Raw genomic sequence first — 15,367 nt, 5'->3', positions numbered from 1 at the left:
AAAAGCCGGCCAACTGCGAACAGTGCCGGCTGTTTTTGATCCGCTGTTGGGTTACAGCTGTGACAGCATGTAATCAACGGCGTTACGGATCTCGTCTTCCGAGCAGTCCGCGCACAGGCCTTTGGCCGGCATCGCGTTGTAGCCGTTATAGGCATGGCTGACCAAGGTATCCACGCCCTGATCAACGCGTGCTGACCATGCGGCGGCGTCGCCTGTCTTAGGTGCGCCCGCGGCGCCCGATGCATGACAAGCCGCACAACCGGCGTTGTAGACCGCATCACCCGCGCGCGCCGCACTGGCGACCGTGACGGCAGCAGCACCGCCGGTGCCGGCACAGGGGTCGCCCGCGACGCAAACCGAGGCGGTATGGCCGATGCGATCCACGATGGCCTGGTCTTTGGCGGTCAAGGCATAGGCGCTCAGCGAGATCACAGCGGCGGCTAAAAACCCAAAAATTGTCTTAATCATCTGCAGTCCTCTGATTGGCCGTCTGGCCCCAAAAAATTTCGTGAGCGCAGTATAGCCACAAGCGCCTCACCAATCGATACCCGCGAACCAGTCCACACCCAAAGCCTCAGTACTAGATTAGGGCAATAGCGCTACGGTTCTGATTAGCACAGCCTAATTGGCCAACCAACCGAGGACGTATCATGGACATTCAAATACCCGAGCAACTGACTTCACAGCTGCATACCCTGGCCGCAAAAGTCGGCATAGAGCCGGAGGCACTGGTCGTTAAAGCGATTGAACAGCTGACCTCAATGGATGCCGAGGCCCTGCTCAGCTTAGTCAGTGGTGACAAGCCGGCCGACACATCGGCCTTAATGGGCATGGCCAAGTCCTTATTTAGCAAGACCTAATCCGGCGCACGCACCACGAAAAAATTCGGCTTTGATCCCCGCGATATCGCCGCCAACGGCAACCCGCACACGGGGTTGCTCAGGCGCGCGGATCACTTGACCTACCCGCTCGCCTTCCAGCACCACATCCAAACCGACAGTCTCAAACTCGAACAACGCGGGTAAGCGCTGCGCAATCACCGCGGCTGGGTCATGCAACTGACAACCGTCAAACCCTTGCGACCGATAAAAGTCGATGTAGCTGTGGGCTGCCGCCTTAAGAACGCCAGCCGGCGCACTGGCACCAAGCACCTCAAAGTCATGTTCGGTCAGCTGAATACGCAAGGTGATGTCCAGCCCAACCAAGGTAACCGGCCAGCCGGCCTGCAATACCCGCTGGGCGGCATGCGGGTCGTTCCATATATTCGCTTCGGCCCACGGACTGACGTTGCCACGGGCATCCAAAGTACCCCCCATGATCACGACACTGGCGACACGCTCGACAATATCCGGCGCCCGATCCAGCGCCAACGCTAGGTTGGTCAGTGGCCCGACCGCCGCCAATACCACCGCCTTTGGCGCCGACCGAATCTCGGCGATCATTCGTTCAACCGCATCCGCCGACGGCGCCTGAGTCGGCCGCGGCAAATCGACACCACCCAGTCCTTCCACGCCGTGGACGAAATCCGCCGGTGGTCGTGGCGGCTGGACCATTGGAACCGCCGCCCCCGCAGCCACCCAATGCTGTTGCCCCATCATTTGACGCAGCTGCAGCGCGTTGCGTGCCGTGCGTTCAACCGAAGCGTTACCGAATACACAGCTAAGCCCGAGCAGTTCAACGTCATCGCAGCCCAACAGGTAGGCGTACGCCAATGCATCGTCGATGCCGGGGTCCGTATCTAAAATCCAAGGGGCGGTCATGTTGGGGTTCTCCAAAGCCAATCGAACAACATACCGCAACTAGCAATGTCCACGCCATTCGCTATACTGCGCCGGCACCGCGCCCGTAGCTCAGCTGGATAGAGTGTCGGCCTCCGAAGCCGAAGGTCACAGGTTCGATTCCTGTCGGGCGCGCCAATCATCTCGTCCTACGGACTCGCTGGGCACTTATCGACACAATGCCGGCCAACATTATAAATGTTGGCGTTCAAAGGCTCGGACCCATGGTCCTCGAATTCCCTTTTCACCCTGTCGGGCGCGCCAGCTTAGATTTCATAAGCCTCGCGAGCACCTGATTCGTCTGCATAACTCACCCTATACTCAGGTGGCAGTAGACAATGCAGTATACAAATCCGAAGTACACCTACCTCAAATCCGGTGTTTACTACTTCAGCAAGCAAGTCCCCTCAGATCTTCGTCACTACTACGCCAAGCGACGCATTGTCCTATGCCTGAAAACGAAGACTCGCATACATGCATTACAATCATCGAAAGCCGTATTGGCCAAGTTAGAAGACTACTGGTTAAAGCTCAGGATCAAGGACTTGGATGTCCCTGCTTCGCATCTTCTCAATGACTCACTATCGGTCACGGCTGGCATGCCGACGATGGAAGACGCCCTATCGTTGTACTTGGATACGAAAGGTGTTGGCCGCAGTGCCCTTTTCTATCAGTCCGCTCGCCGCAACGTTGCCTATTTGAACAAAGCGACAGGCGTAAAGAGTTTGGATAAGTACAGCACGGCTGATGCAACGCAATTCCGAGGCTGGCTAATACAAGAACAGGGTCTGAGCACATCGTCGGTATCCCGAGTGTTTTCGTCAGTAAAAGCGATTGCCAACTTCGCCATCAGCGAACTGGGCTTGAGTATTAAGAATCCATTCAACGGCATCTACATACCGCCATCCGATGCCAAAAAGCGTCACGCTATTGGGTTAAATGACATACGGAAGATCCAGCGTGAGTGCCTTCATGTGGACGACGACCTTCGGCACCTTGTGGCACTGATTAGCGATACAGGCCTTCGACTTGCTGAGGCTGTCGGCCTGCATAAAACAGACATCAGACTCGATGGCCCGGTACCGTTTGTAAGCGTCTGCAACCACCCTTGGAGACCGCTAAAGACGCCCACCAGCAGCAGGTCAATACCGCTTGTTGGAGTAGCTCTGCGGGCCGTTCAGCGCATCATGGAAACACCCAGCGATTACTGTTTTCCAAGGTATACAGGACCAACAACTTGCAACAGCAACTCAGCGTCTGCCGCACTAAATAAATGGGTGAAGCAGGTAGCCGGCAATGATTGCGTACTCCACGCTTTTCGACACAGCTTTCGTGATCGTCTTCGAGCCATCAGCACACCCGTGGATATGATTGATCAGCTCGGTGGATGGGCGGTCCAAAGCATCGGACAAGGTTACGGGGATGGATACGACTTAGAACTCACTCATTGCCAACTGGAGCGGGCGCTGGTTGGACAACCGCCGTCTACTGCCACCTGAGTCTTGGGTGAGTTATGCAGACGAATCAGGTGCTTGCGAGACTTATGAAATCTAAGCTGGCGCGCCCGACAACCAATGATGCCTACCCAAGGCACCAAAAATCGCCTACGTCTACGAACAATCAGAGACTTACACAGCTTCGGTTCACTATCAACGGCACAGGTTTGTCTACTGGTTTGACTACTGCCCCAAGAATGCTGGCGCTTGGCGTTTTTATTGCCGCTGCCGAATTCGCATCAGGGATCGTTAGGTACACCGGGAGGGGGCTGAAGCGGACTTTGATATCGTTAGTACCTGCCCAGATACATCAGAAGGCTATTCTGAACCCTAGCAGCTCGTCTGTGACGCTAGTGTGAGAGACTGAATAGGTGCTTTAAGGTAAAGGGATTTACTGAGCAGGTATAGTTGCCATCACTACAACAGTGGGACTGCTCTGGTGTATGGATTCAAGGAATAAAAGGGGTCGGTACTAGTACGTATATATACTAGAGATGACCCCCAATGCTAATTCTCAGGTGTTCGGTTCAAGGGCGAAGTCCGCAACATCTTGCAGCGATGAGCCAATCCGGTGCGGATTGACGCCCAAGCGGTCCAGCGGCAGCCCGTATCGATTGAGCCAGATGGTGCGGTAGCCGAACCACGTTGCTCCACAGATGTCCCAGCAGTTCGAAGAAACGAACAGGATTTCTTTCGCATCACAGCCCAAAGCATCCGGTCCCATTTGATACGCTTCAGGCGCCGTCTTGAAACGTTTTACGGCATCGACGCTTAATACATGCTCGAAATATCCCTCAAGCCCGGAGGCCTTGATGGCTTGATCAAGCATCCATGGCGTTCCGTTTGACAGTATCGACAAGGTGATCCCGGCGTTCTTGAGGCGCAGCAATTGCTCAGCGTTCTCGGGAAATGCCGAAAGCTCGGCGTATTGACCCATCAGGCGGTCCCGTGAGCCAGGTGTCAGTTCGAGGCCAAGTGCCGCACAGGCATAATCCAGTGCGTCGCCTGTTACCTGCCAGAAGTCTGCGTATTTGTCGCACAGGGTGCGCAAGCGGGTGTATTCGATTTGTTTGTCGCGCCAAATAGTGGCCAGTTGTGGGCCTTTTCCGGGGAACAGATCTTCGACCAGGGAACTTACCGAATAGACATCGAATAGGGTTCCATAGGCGTCGAATGCGATGGCTTTTAGGGGCACTTATTTGTCCTCTGTCATGTTAGTTTAGTTCTCTTGGATAAAAGATCCATCTCGATTTCTCCCGGACAAGCAAGCTTAATCGAATTCTGGCAAGACCCGCTGCATTTTAGTTGATGGTTTTTGATTCAGCACCAAACCCGATAACTCACTTCTGGCCGTTTTGGGCGTCAATCCGCACCGGATTGGCTCATCGCTGCAAGATGTTGCGGACTTCGCCCTTGAACCGAACACCTGAGAATTAGCATTGGGGGTCATCTCTAGTATATATACGTACTAGTACCGACCCCTTTTATTCCTTGAATCCATACACCAGAGCAGTCCCACTGTTGTAGTGATGGCAACTATACCTGCTCAGTAAATCCCTTTACCTTAAAGCACCTATTCAGTCTCTCACACTAGCGTCACAGACGAGCTGCTAGGGTTCAGAATAGCCTTCTGATGTATCTGGGCAGGTACAGTAATAATCCATTGCGACTAATCCCCCCCCGCCCCCTATAGCGTCTAGGTATGCTAAACAGCCCTCTGTGAGCTTCATAGAGCCTCTATATGAGCCTTTAGAGCCTATCTTAAACACATTCATACCCTGTCATATCGAGCTAATAAAGGGCATATAGCAGCTCTAGGGGCTATGTTGGTGAGAAGGGCTGCATAGCCCTGTAGAGCCTGCACAGGCAGTGTTGTAGAAACTGTAGACAATCCTGCTCCCTTGTTAGTGAACTGAAGCTGTGTAAGTCTTTGATTCTTGGGGGCTGACATGGCCCGATGGTGCCTTTAGACGGCTGTGAAGTGACTTTGCAGTCTGTCGGGCGCTACGCACGTGCGCCAATCATCTCGTCCTGCGGACTCGCTGGGCGCTTATCGACACAATGCCGGCCAACATTATAAATGTTGGCGTTCAAAGGCTCGGACCCATGGCCCTCGAATTCCCTTTCGCTAGGCCTCAACCAGAGTGCCGCGTCCGGATTGATGACGCGGCAATGGCGCCGCCTTGGCGTACAACCACCCTTGCAGGTAATCACAGCCTTCACCCAACAAAAACTCAGCCTGAACCGGCATTTCGACGCCTTCCGCAACGACCTCTAGTTCGAGGTTGTGCGCCAACGCGATCAGTCCGGCCGTCAAGCTGACCGAGCCTGGATTATCCGGGATGCCACGCACAAAGCTGACATCGATTTTGATCCCGTCCAAATCGAAATTGGCCAGGTGTGACAGGCTGGAATAGCCCGTGCCGAAGTCGTCCAAAAACACTTTGACGCCGGCGCCACGTATATGGCGAACGATGCCCAAAGCAATCGACTCGTCTTGCAAAATTGCGGCCTCGGTGATTTCGACGTGCAACCGTGACGGCTCGATGCCCGACTCGGCTACGACGCCCAGTAACTCTTTGGTAAAGGTCCCGGCGACAAAGTGATGCCCACTCATGTTGAGGGACAAAAACGGCGCAAACCCGGCCTCATCCACATAACTGGCCATCTCATTGATCGCAGTCTGGGCGATCCACAAATCGATCGCTTCAATCATGCCGTAAGCTTCGGCGACCGGAATGAACTCACCGGGTGAAATAGGGCCCAAGGTCGGGCTGGTCCAACGAACCAACGCCTCGTAGCCGGCACGACGCAGGCTACCGTCCATAATCGGCTGATATTCCACGCGCAACTCACCGTTTTCCACCGCCGTTCGCAAATGCGTTTCAACCAGCGCCATACGGCGGACATCGGTTTCCAAACCCTTGTCGAACACCGAATACTGGCGCTTGCCGTGGCTTTTGGCTTCATACATCGCCATGTCCGCATGGCGCAGCAAGGTGTCGGCCCGCGTGCCTTGATGCGGCGCGATCGCAATGCCGACGCTGGCACCGACAAAAATATCGCGGTTTTCAATTTCGATCACGGCACACACTGATTTGATCAAGCGATCCGCAATCGCACCCAAATCACTCGCCGATGGCGGCGGGGTTATCAACACCACAAATTCATCCCCGCCCAATCGCGCGACCATATCCATAGGGCGGCCGCCGCGGGTGTTTTGGCGCAGTATCCCGCGCAATCGATCCGCTACGGCCGACAAGGTAATGTCCCCGACTTCATGACCAAACACATCGTTAACACGCTTGAAATCATCTAAGTCAACGAATAACAGCGCCGCCTCTGACTGATCCGACAACAGCCGCTCCAGTCGCTCCATCACCGCCGCACGGTTCGGCAGACCGGTTACACCGTCGGTGAACGCCAGTTCACGCACTTTGTCATTGGCAGTTTCAAGCGCGCCCGCCATGTGGTTGAAACGGTCCGACAGTCGACGCGCTTCGGCTGGGCCCTCGGTCGTGCGCAATCGCACACGACGGCCGCTGCCCAAACTATCAAACGCGGCCTCTAAGCGGCGATACGGCCGACTAATTTCACGTGATAACTGAACCACCGCCAGCATGGTTACCAACAGCGCCAAGCCGCCGCCACGGGTCAAACCGTTTAGCAGTGTCGCCGACAGGTCTTTCCAAACCTGCATCACCTGTTCGTCCAGAGTGTCAGCGATAAACGAATGATCGCGCACGACCCGGTTGATATAGACCGCCCCCAAGTTAGCGTCGTCGCCCCACACCGGTGCCCAGGCGCTGACATCACGTCCATCATCACCGACCCGAAACAGCGGCACCTGGGTGCGACGGAACGCCGAACTGACATCGAAATCCAGCGAGTAGTCTTTGCTGGTCGGGCGAGTTTCGGCCAGCACTTCGCCCTCGGTGCCATAAACACTAACCTGCCGAATCCATGGATCACTCGCAATCGAGGCGACTACGCGTTCCAAGGCGGGCAACCCGCCGGCCTCAAACGCATCCGCAATGACCAACGCGTTGACTGTGACGATGTCTAAAGTCGAACGCGCCGACTCATTCGCCAGCGTCAGTGTGCGCCCTTCATCGAGGTATTCTTGAAGGTTCGGCTCTTGCGAACTCAGGGAGTTGTCGACGAAAAAGCCAAACAACCCAAACACCAGTACCAAGAGCGCAAACAACAGTGCGCAGACGCGCACCGTCAGGCGGTTATACCAACTCATGATCGCCTACCGCATCGGTACGTACCCTGCCGGCAATCAAGGTGCCCAACAGCAGCAGTCCAACCACTACCGACCCCAAGGCCAAAATAATAAAACTCGAACACTTCTGTGAAAAACGCTCGGTTTCGCGCACAAGGTCGCGTTTGACGCGGCTGTGCCGCTCAAGCGAAAGGCGACTGACTTCGTTAAACAAGACCGCCAACTCGGCTTGTGAGCGCCACGCGGCGGACAAATCCAAGGACTCGACGGCTAACTCAGCATCTAAGCGCTCCATAACGCGTTCCGCTTGGCTCAACGTATAGCTCATGGCCTCACTGCCGACCCAGCCGTCGCTGGAAAAGGACAAGGTTGCCAGCCGATGGCGGGAAAAAATCACATCTAAGGCTTCGCCCAGCCTATGGAAATTAGGCTGACTGGGGAATATTCGCATGGCCGAAATCGCGGTGGCCATGCGGCTGACCTCGACCTCGCTTTTCAGCGAGCTCAAATACAGTTCGCCGGACCGTTCGGCCGCCATGCTGCCGGACTGAGCTAACAGGCGCTGTTGCAACATCCAATGCGATACACCGGCGACCACGACCCCCAAGACCACCAGCAAACAGCCGATATAGACCCGCAGCGGCAAGGCGCGCATTACTCGGCACTGATCTCGTTGAGTTGCCAGACGCTTAGGTTGCGCGTGCGTTCGACATTAATTTCAGGGTAAGCGTCAAAATTCACCATCAGCCAAGCAGGACCAAAATCGCGCCGACTCAGCGGCACGCCGTCTTTGCTAATCGCCAGCACGCTTTGCTTCAACCCGGCCAACTCGCCCGGCTGCATGATCACCGAGTAGTTATCAACCGCACCCAAGCGCACCGGGACATCGTCCAATCCATAGGCGGTCAGCAATGCGGCCAGATCAATGCCAGCGTATTCGACTGGCGTCGGCACCCAGGGGTTGGTGGTGGTAAAGGCCTGACCGGGAAAACGTTCGGCCAATACGGCTGTTTCAACCACGTCACGAACACCATCTTTGGAAATAATGGTCAAGCTAGTGGCGGATGCCGCCAAACTCGCCAACGAAAGACACAGGGCAAAGATAAGTTTCATCGTGATTTGATCCAAAATGTGACGTTGTTCACAGACTAGTACCGCAACCCTAGGTTGTCCAAAAACAAAAAGCCGGGTTCGAGGACCCGGCTTAGATTCCTAGCCCTAAGGTACTATGCGACCGCTGCTGCCTGCTCCAGCGCCGCCTCAACCTTGCCCTCGCCAGTCATCTGGCCGTCGGCACCGATCACTTGGATGTCCGTGATGCCGATGAAGTTAAGCACCTGGCGCACGTGCGGGGTCGCAAAATCAACAGGGCTGTCGATTGGCACGCCGCCCGAACTGACCACCACAATGGCGCGCTTACCTTTCAGCAGCCCTTCGGGGCCGTTTTCGGTATAGCGGAACGTGCGGCCGGCACGGCAGACCTGGTCAACCCAAGCTTTGAATGCGGCAGGCACGCCAAAGTTGTAAATAGGCACGCCCAGCACCAGCACGTCGGCGGCCATCACTTCGTCGACGATTTGCGACGACACGCCGGCGGCGTCACGCATCGCGTCGGTCCAGTCATTGGGGTCGGTAAAGCCGGACTGGACCCACGCCTCGTTCACGTGCGGCAAACTGTGCGCTAAATCGCGCGACACCAACTGTGCACCGCTGGCAGCGAACTGCTCGCCCACTTTGGCAACAATTTGACGTGAGGTTGAGGCTTCAGCGCGGGCTGACGAATTGACTAATAATACGTTCACAGGGACTCTCCTAATTTGGTTGCGCCAAGTCTAGTCAGCGCTCGGGGCGCCCGAAAGGCGCCCAGCCGGCAATCAGCCGTGCCGAGATGGCATCAATCCAAGCCGATCACGTCGTCCATGCCGTACAACCCAGGCGGTTTGCCCTGTACCCAGGCCATGGCGCGCACCGCCCCGGTCGCAAAGGTCATCCTACTGGAGGCCTTGTGGGTGATTTCTAAGCGTTCACCATCGGCGGCGAACAACACCGTGTGGTCACCAAACACATCACCGGCACGGATGGTTTCGAAACCGATTTGGCGATGCGGACGCTCGCCCGTGATGCCTTCACGACCGTAAACCGCCACGTCATCCAAATCCCAGCCCATGCTGTCGGCCAACACTTCGCCGATGCGCACGGCGGTGCCGGATGGGGCGTCTTTTTTGTGGCGGTGGTGGGCTTCGATGACTTCGATATCCGAGTGCTCGCCGACCAACTCAGCCGCCACTCGCAACAATTGCAACATGACGTTGACACCGACACTCATGTTCGGCGCAAACACCACCGCAATCTGGGTCGCAGCGGCACCAATCGCGGCCTTTTGCTCCGCATTTAACCCGGTCGTCCCGATCACCGCAGGCACATGCGCCGACACACACCAGTCCAGGTGCGATTGCAGCAGCTCCGGCGTGGTGAAATCGATCAGCCCAGATACGCTGGACAAATCAGACAACGAGGCTGCGATCGGCGCATCACATCGACGCCCCAAAATCAGCGCACCGGCGTCTTGGCCGACGAATTCCGAACCCGGGCGCACGGTGCCCCCCGCCAGCGTCAGCGCATCATGCTCGTGAATCGCTTGGGCTAATACTTTGCCCATGCGGCCCATGATGCCCGGAATCGCGACGGCCATTACAGCGAGCGCGCGTACAGCGACTGCAACGAGCGCACTTCGCGCTCTTCGCCGAACACCAAACCACGAACCAAGGCTTCGCCGCCCTGCAAGGTCGTGGTGTAGCAAACCTTGTTGCCCAGTGCCGCGCGCCGGATTTGGGCGCTGTCGTTGATCGCCTGACGGCCTTCAGTGGTGTTGACCACGAACTGGATTTGGTCGGATTTCAGCATGTCGACAATGTGCGGACGGCCTTCGTTAACCTTGTTGACCAACTCGACTTCGACCCCAGCTGCGGCCATCGCAGCGGCAGTGCCGCGGGTCGCACAGACCGCAAAACCAATCGACTTGAGCTTGCGTGCCAGCTCTACCGCACCCGGCTTATCGCCATCACGAACACTGACGAACGCACGGCCCTCGCTCGGCACCACTTCGCCGGCTCCGGCAGTGGCTTTGGCAAAGGCTTCGTCAAAGCTCTCGCCGACGCCCATGACTTCGCCAGTTGACTTCATTTCCGGCCCCAAGATCGGGTCAACGCCCTGGAACTTGGCAAACGGGAAGACCGCTTCTTTGACGCAGTAATACGGCGGAATGATTTCCTGGGTAAAGCCCTGGGATTCGAGGCTTTGACCGGCCATGCAGCGGGCCGCAATTTTGGCCAAACTCGGCCCAATCGCCTTGGACACAAAGGGCACGGTGCGCGATGCACGCGGGTTCACTTCGATGACAAAGATGTCCTCGCCCTGAACCGCCATTTGCACGTTCATCAAACCAATCACGCCCAACTCAACCGCCATGCGTTTGACCTGATCACGGATCTCGTCTTGGATATGTGCCGCCAAACTGTAGGGCGGCAGCGAACAGGCCGAGTCACCCGAGTGCACGCCTGCCTGTTCAATGTGTTGCATGATCGCGCCGATGACCACTTGATGGCCGTCACTGACACAGTCCACGTCAACTTCGATCGCTTGGTCCAGGAACCGATCCAACAACACAGGGCTGTCGTCGCTGGCGACCACCGCGTCTTTTAAGTAGCGTTCGAGGTCGGCGCTGGAATAGACAATCTCCATGGCACGGCCACCCAACACGTAGGACGGGCGGACGACCAAGGGGAAGCCGATGTCTTTGGCCAGCAGCACGCCTTCTTGGGTCGAGCGTGCAATCGCATTGGGCGGTTGACGCAGCTTCAAGCGTTCGACCATTTGCTGGAAACGTTCGCGGTCTTCGGCACGGTCGATCGCTTCCGGTGAGGTACCAATGATCGGTACACCTTCGTCGGCCAATGCACGGGCCAATTTCAGCGGGGTCTGGCCGCCGAACTGAATGATCACGCCTTTAGGTTTTTCAATGTCGACGATTTCGAGCACGTCTTCGAGCGTCAGCGGCTCGAAATACAGGCGATCCGAGGTGTCGTAGTCGGTCGATACGGTTTCAGGGTTACAGTTAACCATGATGGTTTCGTAGCCGTCTTCGCGCATGGCGAGGGCCGCGTGAACACAGCAATAGTCAAACTCGATGCCCTGACCGATGCGGTTCGGACCGCCACCCAAGACCATGATTTTGTCACGGTCGGTCGGGTTGGCTTCGCATTCTTCGTCGTACGTGGAGTACATGTAGGCCGTCGACGCGTCAAATTCCGCGGCACAGGTGTCGACGCGCTTGTAGACCGGACGCACGTCTTGGCTGTGACGGCGGCGGCGCACTTCGCGCTGGCTGACGCCCAACAAATCAGCCAGGCGTTTGTCGCTGAAGCCTTTGCGCTTGAGCGCCCGCATTTCCAGCGCATCAATTGCAGACAGGGCTTTGGAGCCCAGGCCGCCTTCGATACTGATAATCTCTTGGATCTGGACCAAGAACCAGCGATCAATTTTAGTCAGGTTGTACACGTCTTCCAGGCTAAAGCCCTGGCGGAAGGCGTCACCGATGTGCCAGACACGGTCCGGACCCGGCTCGCTCAAAAGCCCACGCAGCTCGTCGGTGGTGCGCCCTTCTTCCCAGAACGAGTCAAAGCCGTTGACGCCGACTTCAAGACCGCGCAACGCTTTTTGCATCGATTCTTGGAAGTTGCGGCCAATCGCCATGACTTCGCCGACCGATTTCATCTGCGTAGTCAGGACCGGCTTGGCCTGCGGGAATTTTTCAAAGGTAAAGCGCGGAATTTTGGTCACAACATAGTCGATGGTCGGCTCGAAACTGGCCGGGGTCGCGCCACCGGTGATTTCGTTGTCCAACTCGTCCAACGTGTAACCCACCGCCAACTTGGCGGCGACTTTCGCAATCGGGAAGCCCGTGGCCTTGGACGCCAGTGCGGACGAGCGCGACACGCGCGGGTTCATCTCGATGACGACCAAGCGACCGTCCGCCGGGTTCATACCGAACTGGACGTTTGACCCACCCGTTTCAACACCGATTTCGCGCAATACGGCGATGCTGGCGTCGCGCATGACTTGGTATTCTTTGTCAGTCAGGGTCTGGGCCGGGGCTACCGTGACGGAGTCACCGGTGTGAACGCCCATGGGATCGAAATTTTCGATCGCGCACACAATGATGCAGTTGTCGTTGCGGTCACGCACGACTTCCATTTCGTACTCTTTCCAGCCCAACAGCGACTCGTCGATCAACAGCTCGTTGGTCGGTGACAAGTCCAAGCCGCGGGCACAGATTTCCTCAAACTCTTCGCGGTTGTAGGCGACACCGCCGCCGGATCCGCCGAGCGTAAACGACGGCCGGATGATGCTGGGGTAACCCAGCAGCTCAACCGCGGCCAATGCCTCGTCCATGCTGTGCGCGATGCGTGATTTCGGGCATTCAAGGCCGATAGCCCGCATGGCCTTGTCAAAGCGGTCGCGGTCTTCGGCCTTGTCGATGGCGTCGACGCTGGCACCGATCAACTCGACATTGTATTTTTCCAACACCCCGTTGGCCGCCAAGTCCAGCGCGGTATTCAGTGCAGTCTGGCCGCCCATGGTCGGCAAAATTGCGTCGGGGCGCTCTTTGTCGATGATGCGTTCCAACGTCTTCCAGTTGATCGGCTCGATGTAGGTCGCGTCGGCCATGGTCGGATCGGTCATGATGGTGGCCGGGTTCGAGTTGACCAAAATGACGCGGTAACCCTCCTCGCGCAGCGCCTTACAGGCCTGGGCACCGGAATAGTCGAACTCACAGGCCTGGCCGATGATGATCGGGCCCGCGCCAATAATCAGAATGCTTTTTAAGTCCGTACGTTTCGGCACTACACGGCCTCCATGTCTGCGATGAATTGGTCAAACAGGGTCACGATATCGTGCGGTCCTGGGCTGGCTTCGGGGTGGCCTTGAAAGCCAAAGGCTTTAACGTCGGTGCGTCGAACGCCCTGGACCGTGCCGTCAAACAAACTGCGGTGGGTCACGGTCAGCACGTCCGGCAGTGCCGAGTCGTCAACCGCAAATCCATGGTTTTGGCTGGTAATGAAAACGCGCTCACCGGCTTCATGCTTAACCGGGTGGTTAGCACCGTGGTGGCCAGTTTTCATCTTCATCGTTTTAGCACCCGAGGCCAGCGACAGAATCTGGTGGCCCAAGCAAATGCCAAACACCGGCACGCCGGCAGCAATGATCGCTTTAACCGCCTCGATGGCATAGGTGCAGGGTTCCGGATCGCCCGGGCCGTTCGACAGGAACACGCCATCGGGGCTCATTGCCAATACCTCGGCGGCCGGAGTTTGTGCCGGCACCACCGTCAAGTCACAGCCGCGCTCGGCCAGCAAACGCAAAATGTTGCGCTTAACGCCAAAGTCATAGGCCACGACGTTAAAGCGTCTGTCGGTAATGGTCGGAAAGCCTTTAAGATTTTCCCAGGTGCCTTCATGCCATTGGTAGCTGGCTTGGGTGCTGACGACACGCGCCAGATCCAACCCGGCCAGACCGGCGAAGGTCGCGATTCGACCCAGCGCATAGCCGACCAGATCATCACCGGCCGCCGCCAATGCATCACCGGACAGGATGACACCGCGCTGGGCGCCCTTGTCGCGCAGCAAGCGCGTCAGCCGGCGTGTATCGATATCGTGAATACCGACCACGTTGCGATCGCGCATGTAGCTATTAAGGTCACCCTGGGAACGGTAGCTGCTGACCAGTGGCGACAGTTCACGGACAATCAGACCCGCCGCCCAGACTTTCTCGGACTCTTCGTCCTCGCTGTTAACGCCGGTGTTGCCGATATGCGGATAGGTCAGCGTGACCATCTGCTTACAATAGGATGGATCGGTCAGAATCTCTTGGTAACCGGTCATCGCGGTGTTGAACACCACTTCCCCGATAGATTCGCCGTGTGCGCCTAGTGCGCTCCCGTGAAAGACGCTTCCGTCTTCCAGTACCAAGCAACCAATTTCAGTCAATGAAAAGCTCCGACAGTTAAGCCAATTAACCCGGCCATTTCGTGGATCGCAAAATGGCCTAGGTAGTTGCGGGCGAGCGCCACACAAAACGGCCGCATTCTACCTCAGCCTTCCCTTTAGTGCCATCGAAACCCGGCACAAAAGTGCGAACTCGGCGGTTTTTCTTAACTCAACTATTGAAACTCTCTTGAGGCATCCCATTAACCGCGAGCAACTTATTTTAGGGATGAAGTTATGAGCGACGAACACGCGCCAGAACCGAATGACATCGACCAAAACGCCGAACAAGCCGGCGAGCCGCCTGAAAATGCCGACGATGCCGGCGATACCGGCGATACCCAGGCACTGCTGGAGCAGATCCAACAGTTAAAAGATACTCAGCTTAGGTTGGCCGCCGAGTCGCAAAACGTGCGCCGTCGCGCCGAAGCTGACGTTGAAAAAGCACGCAAGTTCGGCGCCGAGAAACTGGTTCGCGAAATGCTGCCAGTGGCCGATAGCTTTGAGCGCGCGCTGGAAGCTGCACGTGTTATGGAAGGCTTCGACAGCGCGATGCTTGAGGGCATCGAGGCAACCTTTGAGTTGTACACCCAAGCCCTTGCGAAAAACGGACTGACCCCCATCAACCCAGTCGATGAGTTGTTCGATCCGGCACGCCACCAAGCGATCAGCATGGTGCCGGCACCGGTCCCGGCAAACACGGTCGTCGATGTGGTTCAAACAGGCTACGCCCTGAATGATCGCGTCCTGCGCGCCGCCATGGTGGTGGTTAGCCAAGGCGCCCCCAGCGTCGACGATAGCGTCTAGTCCCATTAACCCATT

General features: G+C 56.9%; 13 protein-coding genes and 1 tRNA gene. 4 read left to right on the top strand and 10 right to left on the bottom strand.

The window, feature by feature from the left end:
* Positions 1-51 precede the first annotated feature (51 nt).
* Positions 52-468, bottom strand: a complete 417-nt coding sequence (locus GH975_RS01970; RefSeq protein ID WP_153712900.1) for a c-type cytochrome — start codon at positions 466-468, stop codon at positions 52-54.
* A gap of 182 nt (positions 469-650) precedes the next feature.
* Here GH975_RS01970 and GH975_RS01965 point away from each other — a divergent pair, with 182 nt between their 5' ends.
* The gene (locus GH975_RS01965; RefSeq protein WP_153712899.1) at positions 651-860 is read left to right on the top strand and encodes a hypothetical protein; all 210 of its coding nucleotides are present in this window, start codon (positions 651-653) and stop codon (positions 858-860) included.
* Here the strand turns inward: GH975_RS01965 and GH975_RS01960 are convergent.
* Positions 843-1,760: a nucleoside hydrolase gene (locus GH975_RS01960; RefSeq protein WP_153712898.1), complete on the bottom strand. Its 918-nt coding sequence runs from the start codon at positions 1,758-1,760 to the stop codon at positions 843-845. The two genes, GH975_RS01965 and GH975_RS01960, sit on opposite strands and share 18 nt — an antisense overlap.
* Before the next feature lie 79 nt (positions 1,761-1,839).
* Here GH975_RS01960 and GH975_RS01955 point away from each other — a divergent pair.
* Positions 1,840-1,916: transfer RNA gene (locus tag GH975_RS01955), tRNA-Arg, on the top strand.
* 200 nt (positions 1,917-2,116) lie between these two features.
* Entirely contained in the window at positions 2,117-3,277 is a 1,161-nt protein-coding gene (locus GH975_RS01950) for a DUF6538 domain-containing protein (protein ID WP_153712897.1), read from the top strand.
* A gap of 511 nt (positions 3,278-3,788) precedes the next feature.
* On the opposite strand, the gene GH975_RS01945 is transcribed toward GH975_RS01950, so the two are convergent.
* From GH975_RS01945 to carA, 8 genes are all read right to left on the bottom strand, one after another.
* Positions 3,789-4,469, bottom strand: coding sequence for a haloacid dehalogenase type II (locus tag GH975_RS01945; protein ID WP_153712896.1), 681 nt, complete (start codon positions 4,467-4,469; stop codon positions 3,789-3,791).
* A 933-nt stretch (positions 4,470-5,402) separates the two neighbouring features.
* On the bottom strand, positions 5,403-7,523 hold the full coding sequence (locus GH975_RS01940) for a putative bifunctional diguanylate cyclase/phosphodiesterase (protein ID WP_153712895.1): 2,121 nt from the start codon (positions 7,521-7,523) through the stop codon (positions 5,403-5,405).
* Positions 7,510-8,157, bottom strand: a complete 648-nt coding sequence (locus tag GH975_RS01935; RefSeq protein WP_153712894.1) for a hypothetical protein — start codon at positions 8,155-8,157, stop codon at positions 7,510-7,512. Before GH975_RS01935 ends, GH975_RS01940 begins: the two co-directional genes overlap by 14 nt.
* Positions 8,157-8,615 carry a hypothetical protein gene (locus GH975_RS01930; protein WP_153712893.1) on the bottom strand — a complete coding sequence of 153 codons (459 nt, stop codon included), beginning with the start codon at positions 8,613-8,615 and terminating at the stop codon, positions 8,157-8,159. The genes GH975_RS01935 and GH975_RS01930 overlap by 1 nt, the downstream gene beginning before the upstream one ends.
* A 113-nt stretch (positions 8,616-8,728) precedes the next feature.
* Entirely contained in the window at positions 8,729-9,304 is a 576-nt protein-coding gene (locus tag GH975_RS01925; RefSeq protein WP_211365824.1) for an FMN-dependent NADH-azoreductase, read from the bottom strand.
* 92 nt (positions 9,305-9,396) lie between these two features.
* The gene (gene dapB, locus GH975_RS01920) at positions 9,397-10,194 is read right to left on the bottom strand and encodes a 4-hydroxy-tetrahydrodipicolinate reductase (protein WP_153712891.1); all 798 of its coding nucleotides are present in this window, start codon (positions 10,192-10,194) and stop codon (positions 9,397-9,399) included.
* Positions 10,194-13,406, bottom strand: a complete 3,213-nt coding sequence (gene carB, locus GH975_RS01915; RefSeq protein ID WP_153712890.1) for a carbamoyl-phosphate synthase large subunit — start codon at positions 13,404-13,406, stop codon at positions 10,194-10,196. The genes dapB and carB overlap by 1 nt, the downstream gene beginning before the upstream one ends.
* Entirely contained in the window at positions 13,406-14,548 is a 1,143-nt protein-coding gene (gene carA, locus GH975_RS01910) for a glutamine-hydrolyzing carbamoyl-phosphate synthase small subunit (RefSeq protein WP_153712889.1), read from the bottom strand. The genes carB and carA overlap by 1 nt, the downstream gene beginning before the upstream one ends.
* Before the next feature lie 234 nt (positions 14,549-14,782).
* On the opposite strand from carA, the gene grpE reads away from it, so the two are divergent.
* A complete protein-coding gene (gene grpE / locus GH975_RS01905) occupies positions 14,783-15,352 on the top strand; it encodes a nucleotide exchange factor GrpE (protein WP_153712888.1) in 570 nt (189 codons plus the stop codon).
* Positions 15,353-15,367: the final 15 nt, after the last annotated feature.

Origin of the sequence: Litorivicinus lipolyticus, from assembly GCF_009650135.1 — a bacterium.
GTDB classification, from domain to species: domain Bacteria; phylum Pseudomonadota; class Gammaproteobacteria; order Pseudomonadales; family Litorivicinaceae; genus Litorivicinus; species Litorivicinus lipolyticus.
This window is presented reverse-complemented; position numbering and strand designations above follow the sequence as displayed.

Coding starts and splice junctions, on each gene's coding strand:
- GH975_RS01965 (WP_153712899.1), top strand. CDS start 651: ATGGACATTCAAATACCCGAGCAACTGACTTCACAGCTGCATACCCTG.
- dapB (WP_153712891.1), bottom strand. CDS start 10,194: ATGGCCGTCGCGATTCCGGGCATCATGGGCCGCATGGGCAAAGTATTA.
- GH975_RS01935 (WP_153712894.1), bottom strand. CDS start 8,157: ATGCGCGCCTTGCCGCTGCGGGTCTATATCGGCTGTTTGCTGGTGGTC.
- GH975_RS01960 (WP_153712898.1), bottom strand. CDS start 1,760: ATGACCGCCCCTTGGATTTTAGATACGGACCCCGGCATCGACGATGCA.
- GH975_RS01950 (WP_153712897.1), top strand. CDS start 2,117: ATGCAGTATACAAATCCGAAGTACACCTACCTCAAATCCGGTGTTTAC.
- GH975_RS01970 (WP_153712900.1), bottom strand. CDS start 468: ATGATTAAGACAATTTTTGGGTTTTTAGCCGCCGCTGTGATCTCGCTG.
- GH975_RS01940 (WP_153712895.1), bottom strand. CDS start 7,523: ATGAGTTGGTATAACCGCCTGACGGTGCGCGTCTGCGCACTGTTGTTT.
- grpE (WP_153712888.1), top strand. CDS start 14,783: ATGAGCGACGAACACGCGCCAGAACCGAATGACATCGACCAAAACGCC.
- GH975_RS01930 (WP_153712893.1), bottom strand. CDS start 8,615: ATGAAACTTATCTTTGCCCTGTGTCTTTCGTTGGCGAGTTTGGCGGCA.